The 12213-nt window shown below is 39.3% G+C and carries 11 protein-coding genes; 4 read left to right on the top strand and 7 right to left on the bottom strand.

Going from position 1 to position 12213, the window contains the following annotated elements; genetic code table 11:
• Positions 1 to 10 precede the first annotated feature (10 nt).
• Positions 11 to 592: an RNA polymerase sigma factor gene (locus ACO1QW_RS16345; RefSeq protein WP_486260374.1), complete on the bottom strand. Its 582-nt coding sequence runs from the start codon at positions 590 to 592 to the stop codon at positions 11 to 13.
• Positions 593 to 926: 334 nt separating this feature from the next.
• On the opposite strand from ACO1QW_RS16345, the gene uvrA reads away from it, so the two are divergent.
• Positions 927 to 3785 (top strand): excinuclease ABC subunit UvrA, encoded by a 2859-nt coding sequence (gene uvrA / locus ACO1QW_RS16350; RefSeq protein ID WP_486260376.1) that lies wholly within the window; start codon positions 927 to 929, stop codon positions 3783 to 3785.
• Here uvrA and ACO1QW_RS16355 read toward each other — a convergent pair.
• The 3 genes from ACO1QW_RS16355 to glyA form a co-directional block, all read right to left on the bottom strand.
• Entirely contained in the window at positions 3782 to 4777 is a 996-nt protein-coding gene (locus ACO1QW_RS16355) for a G8 domain-containing protein (RefSeq protein WP_486260378.1), read from the bottom strand. The two genes, uvrA and ACO1QW_RS16355, sit on opposite strands and share 4 nt — an antisense overlap.
• 204 nt (positions 4778 to 4981) lie before the next feature.
• Positions 4982 to 5389 (bottom strand): DUF4293 domain-containing protein, encoded by a 408-nt coding sequence (locus tag ACO1QW_RS16360; RefSeq protein ID WP_486260380.1) that lies wholly within the window; start codon positions 5387 to 5389, stop codon positions 4982 to 4984.
• 23 nt (positions 5390 to 5412) lie between these two features.
• On the bottom strand, positions 5413 to 6693 hold the full coding sequence (gene glyA / locus ACO1QW_RS16365; protein ID WP_486260381.1) for a serine hydroxymethyltransferase: 1281 nt from the start codon (positions 6691 to 6693) through the stop codon (positions 5413 to 5415).
• A gap of 301 nt (positions 6694 to 6994) precedes the next feature.
• Here glyA and ACO1QW_RS16370 point away from each other — a divergent pair, with 301 nt between their 5' ends.
• On the top strand, positions 6995 to 7987 hold the full coding sequence (locus ACO1QW_RS16370; RefSeq protein ID WP_486260383.1) for a sugar phosphate nucleotidyltransferase: 993 nt from the start codon (positions 6995 to 6997) through the stop codon (positions 7985 to 7987).
• A gap of 40 nt (positions 7988 to 8027) precedes the next feature.
• Positions 8028 to 8975, top strand: a complete 948-nt coding sequence (locus tag ACO1QW_RS16375) for an NAD(P)H-dependent flavin oxidoreductase (protein WP_486260385.1) — start codon at positions 8028 to 8030, stop codon at positions 8973 to 8975.
• Here ACO1QW_RS16375 and ACO1QW_RS16380 read toward each other — a convergent pair.
• Positions 8972 to 9274 (bottom strand): hypothetical protein, encoded by a 303-nt coding sequence (locus tag ACO1QW_RS16380; protein WP_486260386.1) that lies wholly within the window; start codon positions 9272 to 9274, stop codon positions 8972 to 8974. The genes ACO1QW_RS16375 and ACO1QW_RS16380 overlap by 4 nt on opposite strands.
• Before the next feature lie 158 nt (positions 9275 to 9432).
• On the opposite strand from ACO1QW_RS16380, the gene ACO1QW_RS16385 reads away from it, so the two are divergent.
• Positions 9433 to 9828: a carboxypeptidase-like regulatory domain-containing protein gene (locus ACO1QW_RS16385; RefSeq protein ID WP_486260388.1), complete on the top strand. Its 396-nt coding sequence runs from the start codon at positions 9433 to 9435 to the stop codon at positions 9826 to 9828.
• Between the two features lie 64 nt (positions 9829 to 9892).
• Here the strand turns inward: ACO1QW_RS16385 and ACO1QW_RS16390 are convergent, their stop codons facing one another.
• Together ACO1QW_RS16390 and ACO1QW_RS16395 are read right to left on the bottom strand one after the other, a co-directional pair.
• Positions 9893 to 11209, bottom strand: coding sequence for an ABC transporter permease (locus ACO1QW_RS16390; protein ID WP_486260390.1), 1317 nt, complete (start codon positions 11207 to 11209; stop codon positions 9893 to 9895).
• 11 nt (positions 11210 to 11220) lie between these two features.
• The gene (locus ACO1QW_RS16395; protein ID WP_486260392.1) at positions 11221 to 12156 is read right to left on the bottom strand and encodes an ABC transporter ATP-binding protein; all 936 of its coding nucleotides are present in this window, start codon (positions 12154 to 12156) and stop codon (positions 11221 to 11223) included.
• Between the last annotated feature and the right edge of the window lie 57 nt (positions 12157 to 12213).

A 12213-nucleotide genomic window follows, 5' to 3' on the forward strand; every position in this document is an offset into this window, starting at 1 on the left:
GAAATGATTTTTACAGAGCGATTTGTTTTTCTGTCATCATTTTACGCATGTTTATGAGCCCGTAGCGCATGCGGCCTAATGCAGTGTTAATGCTGCAGTTGGTGAGCGATGCAATTTCTTTAAAGCTCAGATCAGCGTAGTGACGCAGAATGATCACCTCACGTTGTTCTTCAGGTAACAGATCGAGCATCCTGCGGATGCGGTCATAACTCTGGTTTTTCATCATCTTTTCTTCAGCATTTTCTGTGCTGAAATTCAGTACTTCGAAAATATCATGGTTATCACTTGTCTTAATCGTTGGTGTGCGCTTTACCCGGCGGAAATGATCTACGCAAAGATTGTGTGCAATACGCATAGCCCAGGGAAGAAACTTTCCTTCTTCGGTATACCGGTTGCCACGAATGGTATCAATTACTTTAATGAACATATCCTGAAAGAGATCTTCAGCCAGGTATTTGTCCTTCACAAGTAAGAAGATGGAGGTGTAGAGCTTGTCTTTGTGACGCAGCACTAATGTTTCCATGGCTTCAGCCTCACCGTCTTTAAACAGGTGGACGAGTTGTTGATCGGTAAATTGTTGATACAGATGCATACACTTCTACGGTTGATGGTTTTCAATAAAGGGTTTCAGCTAATAAGCAAGACTGAAAATAATTGTGTAGAAGTTTGAAGCTATAGGCGAAGAAATTTGGGTTTCTTATTTGAATATTGAATTTCAGAATAAAAATAACAGAAATAATTCAACTTTCCAACATTCAGAATTATTTAACGTATTACCCCGCAGCGTTCTAATAGTATTTTCCCTGCGCTGTAGTAGAAGCAGGACAGCCAGTCTCGAACATTTTCTCAGAACCCTCTATCGGCTATGCACAAAATTTTAGCAAAACTCTTCCTGCCATCTGTTTATCAGTTAAATTTGTTTTTCTATGGCTACAGCGGCAAAAAAAAAGCAGATCGATCTTTCGGCTCCCTTAAAGAAAGATGATATATATATAAAAGGTGCAAGGGTTCATAACCTGCGGAATGTATCGGTGCAAATTCCACGCAACAAACTGATCGTGGTAACAGGTGTATCTGGAAGTGGAAAGTCTTCTTTAACTATTGATACTTTGTACGCTGAAGGCCAGCGTCGTTATGCAGAGAGTTTAAGTGCTTACGCCCGCCAGTTTCTCAACAGGATGAATAAGCCGGATGTCGATTACATCAAAGGATTGTGTCCCGCTATCGCTATTGAGCAGAAAGTAATTACCCGTACGCCGAGAAGTACAGTAGGGAGTATGACAGAGATCTATGATTATCTGCGACTCTTGTTTGCTCGGGTCGGTAAAACTATTTCCCCTGTAAGTGGTAGTGAAGTAAAAAAAGACGATGTGGCCGATGTGGTAAAAGCCATTCAGAAATGTAAGGAAGGAGCGAAGATATTGTTGTTGGTGCATTTTCCTATTCATGCAAAACGTAGTATAAAAGAAGAGTTGAATATTCTTTTGCAAAAAGGATTTACCAGGGTTTATAAAAAAAATGAAACAGGTAAGGCAAAAACAGAAACAGGCGAAACACTTAGTATTGAAGACTTGCTGGAGCAAAGCGAAAAAGAGTTGAACGCACAGTTCATCACGAAAAATACAAAGACGGTTATTTATGTGTTGGTCGATCGTTTAGTGGCACGGGATTTTGATGAGGATGAAATACATCGCATCGGCGATAGTGCGAATACTGCTTTTTTCGAAGGTGAAGGAGAGGTCTTTGTTGAAATTGATGGAAAAGAACTGTTGCAGTTTTCAAACAAATTCGAACTAGATGGTATCAGGTTTGAAGAGCCGGTTCCAAATTTATTTTCCTTTAACAATCCATATGGTGCATGTCCGGTATGCGAAGGTTTTAGCCAGGTGTTAGGTATTGATGAAGATCTTGTAATTCCGGATAAAAGTTTAAGTGTGTATGAAGGCGCTGTTGCTCCATGGAAAGGAGAGAAGTTAGGCTTATGGAGAGAGCAATTTATTAAGGCAACAGCAAAAACAGGATTTCCTGTTCATAAACCAATTATTGATCTTACAAAGCAACAATACGATCAACTATGGAAAGGTGTTGGTAATGCAATGGGTATTGATGATTTCTTCAGAGAGGTTGAACAGAATTTATATAAAGTGCAATACCGTGTATTATTAAGCCGCTACCGTGGACGTACACAGTGCACTGATTGTGGGGGCTATCGTTTACGTAAAGAAGCTTTGTACATTAAAATTGCAGGCAAACATATTGGTGAGCTTTGCGAAATGCCCACGAAAGAATTAAAAGTGTGGTTCGATGAATTGAAGCTGAGCGAATATGATCAAACTGTGGCTAAGCGCATTTTAATTGAGATCAACAATCGTGTGCAAACCTTACTTCATGTGGGGCTTGGTTATCTTACACTTAACCGTCTTGCAAATAGTTTAAGTGGTGGCGAAAGCCAGCGTATACAATTGACACGTTCATTGGGGAGTAATCTTACCGACTCATTATATATTCTTGATGAACCATCTATTGGTTTACATCCGAGAGATACAGCTAATCTAATCACGGTATTAAAAGAGTTACGTAATCTTGGTAATACGGTTGTGGTGGTGGAGCATGATGAAATGATGATGCGTGAAGCAGATCATATTATAGATATGGGGCCATTGGCAAGTCACCTTGGTGGTGAAGTAATTGCGGAAGGCGATTACGATTCCATTATCAACAATAAAAAAAGTTTGACAGGTAAATACCTGAGTGGTGCACTCGAGATACAGAATTTTGGAAAACCACGTAAATGGAACAGGAGTATTAAAGTTGAAGGTGCCCGTCAGCACAATTTGAAAAACATTACTGTTGAGTTTCCTCTGAATGTATTGTGTGTGGTGAGTGGTGTGAGTGGTAGTGGTAAAACAACATTGGTTAAAAATATTCTTTACCCTGCGTTAAGTAAGTTGAAAGGTGAATTTGGCGACCGTCCGGGTATGCACAAACAAATAACCGGCGATATTGATTCCATTGCACAAATTGAAATGGTTGATCAAAACCCGATTGGTAAAAGCAGCAGGAGTAACCCTGTTACCTATATAAAAGCTTATGATGAAATTAGGGATTTGTATTCCAGTCAGCCATTGAGTAAAATAAGAGGCTTTCAACCAAAACATTTTTCATTTAATGTTGATGGTGGAAGATGTGATGCATGTAAAGGCGAAGGCGAACAGGTAGTAGAAATGCAGTTTCTTGCAGATGTACATTTAACCTGCGAAGTATGCGGAGGTAAACGTTTTAAAGATGAAGTGCTTGATGTAAAGTACAACGATAAAAATATTTTTGACGTACTTGAGATGAGTGTTGATGAAGCGATTGATTTTTTCAGAGCTGAAAAAGATCTCGTAAAAAAACTCATGCCATTGAGCGATGTTGGATTAGGCTATGTAAAGCTTGGCCAAAGCAGTGATACATTGAGTGGCGGTGAAGCCCAGCGTGTAAAGCTCGCATCGTTTTTAGGCCGAGGCAACGGACAGGGAAATATTCTATTCATTTTTGACGAACCAACAACGGGTTTGCATTTTCATGATATCAATAAATTGCTCAAGAGCTTTCATGCATTGATCGAGAAAGGACATTCTGTTTTAGTGATTGAGCATAATACTGATGTAATTAAGCGTGCTGATTGGGTGATAGATCTAGGTCCCGAAGCTGGTGATGGCGGTGGCGAAATTGTTTACACGGGTTTGCCTTCAGAAATGAGGAAAGCAAAAAATAGCCGAACAGGAAAATATATTGCTTAGTAAATGATTACTGTTTGATCTTGTCTTGTTCCTTTTGCATCAATAAGTACAACTCTGTAAGTTCCCTTTGCAAGATGACTGATGTTCATTTCAAGATTACCGGCTGAAGTATTTTCAAAATGAAATTGCTCAGCACGAACAGCATTTGAATTGAATAAAGAAACTGTAACTCCTCCCTGCAATTGTGTTGGATCAACTTGCAAACGTAAACGTGAAGAAACAGGGTTGGGATAAATTGTGAATCCTTTAGTTGAATAATCCTCTATTTTCTCGGTGTTCGAATAAAAATGTTCCCCTGTATAACCTTCGGCTTTTACACGATAATAGGAAATGCCGTTTGTTAAAAGGCTATCCAAATCAGAATAGATATTGGTTTGTTGATGAGTTTTGGCATTTTGTATTCTTATTGTTTTCCAACTGCGATTATCGATGCTTTTTTCCAAAGCATAAGACAGTACCTGGCTTTCGTCACTAACTATCCAGTTGAAAGTTGCTTGTTTGCGACCAGTAGTTTTTGCAGTGAACGATTGAAATTTAACCGGCAAAATATTTAATGCAAACCCTGCCGGCGATGCACCCGATAAAATGTCTGAATAGGCAGGGCCTACAATTGTTCCATCCGTATTACCCTTATATTTAGATACACCATTTATTTTGATGACCTCCGACGGACTCGAACCGGAAATAAATCCACCTGTGTAAACAAATATTTTTGCAGCAATACCGAGCTCAAGCTTTCCTCCCGAAGTGAACAGAAGTGTACCGTAAACTTTTATAACAATGTTTGGAAGAGAATTGTAAATATTGGTCTTTACTGAAATAGTATCACCTGCGGGAATAACTACTGTATCGCCATTTTGAGGAACTCCTGAGCTTGACCAGTTACTTGCTACATTCCAACCTTGACCAGTATTGGCAATGGCTGTTTTTGTAGTTGCTTTGGCCTTCATTAAGGCTGCAAAGCAAAGAAGAGTTATGAAAATGGGTTTCATAAGGGTTGGGATTTGGGTACTCAAAAATAAGGGTAAGCACTTATTAAAACAATAGAAGATACTCTGTGTTCTAAATAAGGGTAATAGTGCTTTTTGAATCAGTAGAAATACGATTTCTGTTGCTGATGTTGATATTATATGAAACAAAAAGCCCAACTGTTTAAACAGTTGGGCTTTAATTAATTTTAATTAAGGATGATCGTTTTAGCGCAGGCGGTCCATGCTTTTAATAAGCTTCTCGTCTTTTCGTACACCCAACCAGGCCAGAATAAAAAACAAAGGAATGATAAAACTTACGACAGATGTTAACGTGAAATTTCCCTGAACATACGTTTTGGTTTGCTGAAAATAAAGCAGGAGAACAACAGCCTGCAATACAATTCCCAGCCACGTTAATTGTATCTGAAGCTTGCGGTTCTTATACAAAAAGATAGTGATCAATGCCAACAAACCAACAGCAACACTTACTATCATCAAAAGGAAATCTGAGCTTCCTTTTAATTCTTCAAAAAGGTTATTGTCTTTATAGCCACTGTAAAACGTCAGCTTCAATGAAACAAATGAAGCAACTGCTGCGAGTAATAACCAAATGGACTGTATACGTTGAATCATAAATTAAGTTTAATGAAACGAAATTATCCCAATTCGGGATAAAGTGGAAACTGTTCCATAAATGCATTTACTTCTTTGCGAATGCCTGCGAGAATTGCCTCATCATCGGCATTCATCAAACTACGGTCAATAACATCTACCACAAAATCCATGTGCTCTTCTTTCATACCACGTGTGGTAATTGCAGCAACGCCCGTACGTATGCCACTTGTAACAAAAGCACTCTTATCATCAAAAGGCACCATGTTTTTATTTGTGGTAATATCAGCTTTTCCTAAAACGCCTTCTGCTTTTTTTCCGCTGATGTTTTTATTACGAAGATCGATCAACATTAAATGGTTATCGGTACCGTTTGAAATCAACTGGTATTCTCTTTTTACAAATGATGCGGCCATTGCCTGGGCATTTACCTGCACTTGTTTTGCGTAGGTAGTGAACTCATCGCTCAAAATTTCACCAAATGAAACTGCTTTTGCAGCAATCACATGTTCAAGCGGTCCGCCTTGCTGACCAGGGAATACTGCAAGATCAAGCAGGTTACTCATCATTCGGGTATTACCTTTTACATCTTTCAAACCAAATGGATTTTCAAAATCTTTATACATGAGGATAATTCCCCCACGTGGTCCACGTAATGTTTTATGCGTAGTTGACGTTACAAAATGGCAATGCTCAAATGGAGAACTCAACAATCCTTTGGCAATTAAACCTGCCGGGTGTGCCATATCGCACCAAACAAAAGCACCGATTTCATCAGCTACTTTGCGAATGCGTACATAATCCCAATCACGGCTATACGCACTTGCACCGCAAATGATCACTTTAGGTTTTACTTCACGTGCTTTCTTTTCAAGCATCTCGTAGTCAACAATACCTGTTTCTTTTACCACACCATAGAAATGTGGTTTGTATAGTTTACCGCTGAAGTTTACAGCCGAACCATGTGTTAAGTGACCACCCATGCTCAAATCAAGACCAAGAATATCATCACCGGGCTGAAGAATAGCGCTTAAAACTGCTGCATTTGCCTGCGCACCACTATGGGGTTGTACGTTAGCATATTCACAATTAAAGATCTCTTTTAAACGATCAATTGCTAACTGTTCAGTTTGATCCACAATTTCACAACCTCCGTAATATCGACGACCGGGATATCCCTCTGCGTATTTATTAGTAAGTACGCTACCCATTGCCTGCATCACCTGTAGTGAGGTAAAATTTTCAGAAGCAATAAGCTCGATACCATGACGTTGACGTTGTAATTCCTGGTTGATAAGATTGAAGATGGTTGTGTCCCTTTGCATGAGTGGTTTGTTCGTTTTATGAAGTGTTGCTGCTTCACAGTCCTTGGAAATGAAGGAAGTTACATCGATCTGTAACATATCACTCAACTAGTTCTGTTTGGCGGGGCAAAAATAAGCCCGTTGCAATTGTATAAAGAACTTTAGCGTTGTTTTTTATGAACAGAATTTAAAGATGCGGGGCTAACGATTAATTCAAAATGTGCTACTTTAGCCGCTTCGATTCGAGACCACGCTTACGATAGTTTGTTTTCTGTAAACGAAAATGGGCTGCCGTGGCAAATGAGACAATAGAAACGAACAAATGAAAGCAATCATTCCGGTGGCAGGCGCAGGTACTAAACTGCGGCCACATACATATACGCAACCCAAAGCGCTCATACCCATTGCAGGTAAAACTGTGTTGAGCATTATAGTTGAACAATTACAGGATGCTGGGGTAAACGAATTCATTTTTATTACAGGTTACCTTGGTGAAAAGATCCAGGACTACGTTAAAGAAACTTTCCCAACCATTCACAGCATATTCGTAAATCAAAGCGAACGCCAGGGACTTGGTCATGCAATTATGCTGACAAAAAATGCAGTGCAAAATGATGAAGTGATTATTGTTCTGGGCGATACTATTTGCGAATACAATATCAAGGATGTGTTGAGCAACAGTAAATCGATGCTTGCGGTAAAGAAGGTAGATGATCCACGCAATTTTGGAGTTGCTGAAGTTGATGAAGAAGGAAAGATCATGAAAGTGGTAGAAAAACCGCAGATTCCGAAAAGCAACATGGCGCTGGTTGGTATTTACAAGATCAGTAATTCTGCTATGATGTACGATTGCCTGGAAGCAAACTATCGTGAAGGTGTCAAGAACAGGGATGAATATAGTTTGACTGATGCTTTGCAATGCATGATTGAAAAAGGCGAACCTTTTCAATCGTTCAAAGTATTGAATTGGTTCGATTGTGGAAATAAAGATTCGTTACTTGAATCGAATGCTACTCTGCTGAAGAAATTTGGTACTTCTATTTCACCAGATCATCGTTTCGAAAATGTGATTTTGGTTGAACCGGTGAGCATTGGCAAAAACTGTGAAGTGCGCAATTCCATTATTGGCCCAAATGTTTCTGTGGGCGATAATACAACCATCAATTACTCCATCATTAAAGAATCGATCATTGGTTCTTATGCCGATCTGTTTGATATAGTTCTGGAAGAATCACTCATTGGCAGTGATACCGAGGTAAAAGGCGAAACAAGAAGTTTAAATATTGGTGATAACACAGAGATTGATCTTGGATAGTCCCAATCGCCTGATAAGATAATAAGCAAATTTGCTGATTATGTTTTCCAACCGCATTACACAACTCTTTAACATCGAAAAGCCAATCATACAGGCAGGTATGATCTGGGCAAGCGGCTGGCGTTTAGCCAGTGCCGTAAGTAATGCAGGTGGATTGGGTATTATTGGTAGCGGCAGCATGTATCCCGATGTTTTGCGTGAACATATTCAAAAATGCAAAACAGCTACAGCAAAACCTTTTGCTGTGAATGTGCCCTTACTTTATCCCGACATCGATCAGCTCATCAACATTATTATAGAAGAAGAAGTGAAAATTGTTTTCACCAGTGCCGGCAATCCAAAAACATGGACAGCACTTTTAAAGGGAAAAGGAATTACAGTCGTGCATGTAGTGAGCAGCAGCAAGTTTGCACTAAAAGCGCAGGAGGCGGGATGCGATGCAGTAGTAGCTGAAGGCTTTGAAGCCGGAGGTCATAATGGTCGGGAAGAAACAACAACAATGGTGTTAATTCCAGCTGTAAAAAAAGCGGTTCATATCCCTGTTATCGCTGCAGGTGGAATTGCAACCGGTAAGCAAATGTTGGCAGCAATGGTACTCGGTGCAGAAGGTGTGCAGATGGGCAGCCGCTATGTGGCAAGTGAAGAAGCAAGCAGTCATATCAACTTTAAACAGGCTGTGATCAACAGCAATGAAGGCGATACCGTTCTAACATTAAAGCAACTGGCGCCTGTTCGAATGATCAAAAATGATTTTTACAAACAGGTACAGCAAGCTGAGCAACGTGGCGTTACGAAAGAAGAAATGCAACAAATTCTTGGCCGGGCAAGATCAAAACGGGGAATGTTTGAAGGCAACCTCAACGAAGGCGAACTCGAAATTGGGCAGGTGAGCGCCTTGCTCGACGACATTTTACCTGCGGCCACAATTACCGAAAACATCTGGAAAGAGTTCAACGTAGCTTTGAACAATCCTCTTGGTTCAGCTTAATCAATTTTTAAGTGGTTTCGTTTTTCCATTAATTCCCTTAGCAAATTATCTCGTAGTTGAAGTTTTTGCTCAATTAATTCTTGCTGTTTCGGCAAAAGTACTTCTTCAGTTGGGGAAAAATCCGGCATCATTGGAACATCATGCAGCATAGGTACCGGGCCAGACTCCACCAATGCGCCCGGCGATGCAGAGTTGTTACATAGCATGCCACCGAAGCTGTCTTTTTTGTTCCATAAAAAACAACCGCCAAGGAAAACAACAAGTAAAAATCGTTTGAAGTTAGAAGGGTGATAAGGCATAACAAATATTTTAGCTAACTTACGATTTAATTCGTAGATTTGAATTCAAAGCCAGATTTTCAGAACATTTTAACAGGTTCGTTTGTCATAAAATTGATGAAAGATGTGTTATAAGTTCTGTAACTTTAGAGTCTTATCATCAACGTAAAACTATTGTTATGAAGAAACTACTCCTTGCTTCCATTCTCATGACAGGCGTTTCAATTAGTGCACAAGCGGCCGAGGAAAAGGGAAATGAAACCGGTTCTGTTCAAGGCGTTGTAATTGATGCCGAAACTAAAAAACCAGTTGCCAACGCTTCGTTTACAGCTTCCATTCGTAAAGCTTCTTTTCAAAAAGAAGTAACAACAGATGCAAACGGTAAATTTAATTTGAGCAATGTACCTGTTGGTGAGCACACCATTGTTATTGATAAGGTTGGTTATCGAGCAACAAAAAAAGAAGCAATTCTTGTGAAAGAAGGGTTGTTATTAAAAATTGAATTTGAAGTGATACCGGCCGAAGAAGAAATACATCAGCCGTTTACGGCACCTATTACCATTCATTCTTTTTAAAGTTTAAATAAAAAATCCCCCGATGTTTATCGGGGGATTTTTTTTGCGGTCAATCTTATGTTGATTAACCTTTACGAAACGCCCATTTGGCCATTTCTTTTAAGGTTACTTTCTTTCCATATAACAAAATTCCCGTACGATAAATTTTTGCGCTGAGCCAGGTGGTGAATAAAAAGCCCAGTATAATGGAGCCCATTGATAAAGCCAATTGCCACCATGGTACTCCGAATGGTATACGGGCCATCATTACAATAGGTGAAGTAAACGGAATTATGCTTCCCCACACTGCCAGTGAGCCTGACGGGTTTTGAATAGCATTGATCATAATAAAAATACCTAACACTATTGGCAACGTAATAGGCAACATGAGCGATTGTGCTTCCTGTGGATCTTCATTTACTACACTACCAACTGCAGCAAACAATGATGCATAAAATAAATAGCCAAACAAAAAGAAAAAGATAAAGCAAGGAATGATCAATCCCCAGTTTGCACTGGCCAACGTAGTTTTTGCTTCCAATACCTTTAATGCCATTGTATTGCTTCGTGCCATAGAAGGCATTGCTTCATTCATACTTTGCGCTTCAGCCAAAACCTCAGGTGAAATAAACAGGCTGCTTAATGACGATAATACAAAAATGAGTATGATCCAGAGAAACAATTGCGTTAAACCAACTGCTGCAATACCAATGATCTTTCCCAGCATTAACTGAAATGGTTTTACACTGCTCACCATTACTTCTGCAATACGGTTTGTTTTTTCTTCCATTACACCACGCATCACTGCTGTGCCGTAGATGAATAAGACAATATAAATGATAAAGCCACTTGCATAACCAATGCCAAGCGCCAGCATTTTATTGTCTTCTTTTATTTCATCGCCTTTTACCTGGTATGAACGATAATTGAGAGAAGATGCACTTTCGCTTTGTTGCTTAATAGAATCGAGAATACTGCGTGTTACACCACGTTCCATCAGCATTTTGTTCTCGTTTATTTTCTGCAATTGATTTTTGATAGCTTCATCGGTTGAAAGACCTAATTGCTTCTCGGTATATAAGCGAACTGAGTCCGCTTTTTGTGGAGTTGATGAATAGATGATCAACACTCCTTCGTAATCTTTTTCTTTATAATTACTTTTCGTTACTCCATCGGGGTAACCAAATGCCACCGAAGATCCATCTTTAAAATTATTTTTATACATGCCGCTTTGATCATCCACGGCTATTTTACGTTGCTGCTTACTATTTGCGCCAATAAAAGCTCCGCCAAACATGAGCGCAAACATCAGCAAAGGAAACAGGAATGTTGAAAGGAGAAAGGTTTTGTTGCGAACCCTTGTGATGTATTCCCGTTTTATAATGATCCATATCTTGTTCATATAATATTGTATTAAGCAGTAACGGTTTGGAATTGTCTTGCAGTAGGTGTGCCTTCAACCAGCCTGATGAAAATTTCATTCAACGATGGAAGAATTTCATGATAAGCCACAATCACACTTTGCTGGTTGATGAAGTGCAGAAGAATGTCGTTAGATTGATAACCTTCATTGATCTTAAGCGTAAGATTGTTTCCATCTTGCTTTACAATACTGAACGATGGATGCTGCAATGAGACCGGTAAACGATTTAATTCTGCATTAAAAATATGTTGCTTGAATTGTTGCTTTATTTGTTTCACTGAACCATCAAGAATCTTTTGTCCTTTATTCACCAATACAATATGATCGCAGATTTCTTCAACTTGCTCCATACGATGCGTACTGAATATGATGGTAGTTCCTTTTTTCGCCAGGTTAAAAATTTCATCTTTAATAAGATTACTATTCACGGGGTCTAATCCACTAAACGGTTCATCAAGGATTACTAACCGGGGTTCGTGAAGAACTGTGGTAACAAATTGCAGTTTTTGTCCCATCCCTTTTGAGAGGTCTTCCACTTTTTTATTCCACCAGCTTTCCATTTCAAATTTTTCAAACCATTCTTTCACTTTTGCAAATGCATGCTGTTTGTTCATGCCTTTCAACTGGGCAAGGTACATGGCCTGTTCGCCAACTTTCATTTTTTTATATAAGCCTCTTTCTTCAGGCATGTAACCTATATCTATTACATCATTAACCGGATCAAATTTTTTCCCGTTCAAGGTGATATTCCCTGCATCAGGATAAAAAATTCCTGTGATCATGCGGATCAAGGTTGTTTTACCTGCACCGTTTGGTCCAAGTAAACCAAAGATGGAGCCTTGCGTGATGGTGAAGCTGATATCGTCCACCGCCTTTTGAGAAGAAAAATATTTCTTCAGGTTTTGAACTTCTAAAATGGTACTCATATAGCAGTATTAGAGTGTTGATTGCACAATTTGTTACAAGGTAGTATAGAAAATTTT

The sequence above is a fragment of the Lacibacter sp. genome (assembly GCF_057361365.1).

What these genes read in the sequence shown, in the direction of transcription:
- ACO1QW_RS16345 (WP_486260374.1), bottom strand. Translation starts at nt 592, where the DNA reads ATGCATCTGTATCAACAATTTACCGATCAACAACTCGTCCACCTGTTT.
- uvrA (WP_486260376.1), top strand. Translation starts at nt 927, where the DNA reads ATGGCTACAGCGGCAAAAAAAAAGCAGATCGATCTTTCGGCTCCCTTA.
- ACO1QW_RS16355 (WP_486260378.1), bottom strand. Translation starts at nt 4,777, where the DNA reads ATGAAACCCATTTTCATAACTCTTCTTTGCTTTGCAGCCTTAATGAAG.
- ACO1QW_RS16360 (WP_486260380.1), bottom strand. Translation starts at nt 5,389, where the DNA reads ATGATTCAACGTATACAGTCCATTTGGTTATTACTCGCAGCAGTTGCT.
- glyA (WP_486260381.1), bottom strand. Translation starts at nt 6,693, where the DNA reads ATGCAAAGGGACACAACCATCTTCAATCTTATCAACCAGGAATTACAA.
- ACO1QW_RS16370 (WP_486260383.1), top strand. Translation starts at nt 6,995, where the DNA reads ATGAAAGCAATCATTCCGGTGGCAGGCGCAGGTACTAAACTGCGGCCA.
- ACO1QW_RS16375 (WP_486260385.1), top strand. Translation starts at nt 8,028, where the DNA reads ATGTTTTCCAACCGCATTACACAACTCTTTAACATCGAAAAGCCAATC.
- ACO1QW_RS16380 (WP_486260386.1), bottom strand. Translation starts at nt 9,274, where the DNA reads ATGCCTTATCACCCTTCTAACTTCAAACGATTTTTACTTGTTGTTTTC.
- ACO1QW_RS16385 (WP_486260388.1), top strand. Translation starts at nt 9,433, where the DNA reads ATGAAGAAACTACTCCTTGCTTCCATTCTCATGACAGGCGTTTCAATT.
- ACO1QW_RS16390 (WP_486260390.1), bottom strand. Translation starts at nt 11,209, where the DNA reads ATGAACAAGATATGGATCATTATAAAACGGGAATACATCACAAGGGTT.
- ACO1QW_RS16395 (WP_486260392.1), bottom strand. Translation starts at nt 12,156, where the DNA reads ATGAGTACCATTTTAGAAGTTCAAAACCTGAAGAAATATTTTTCTTCT.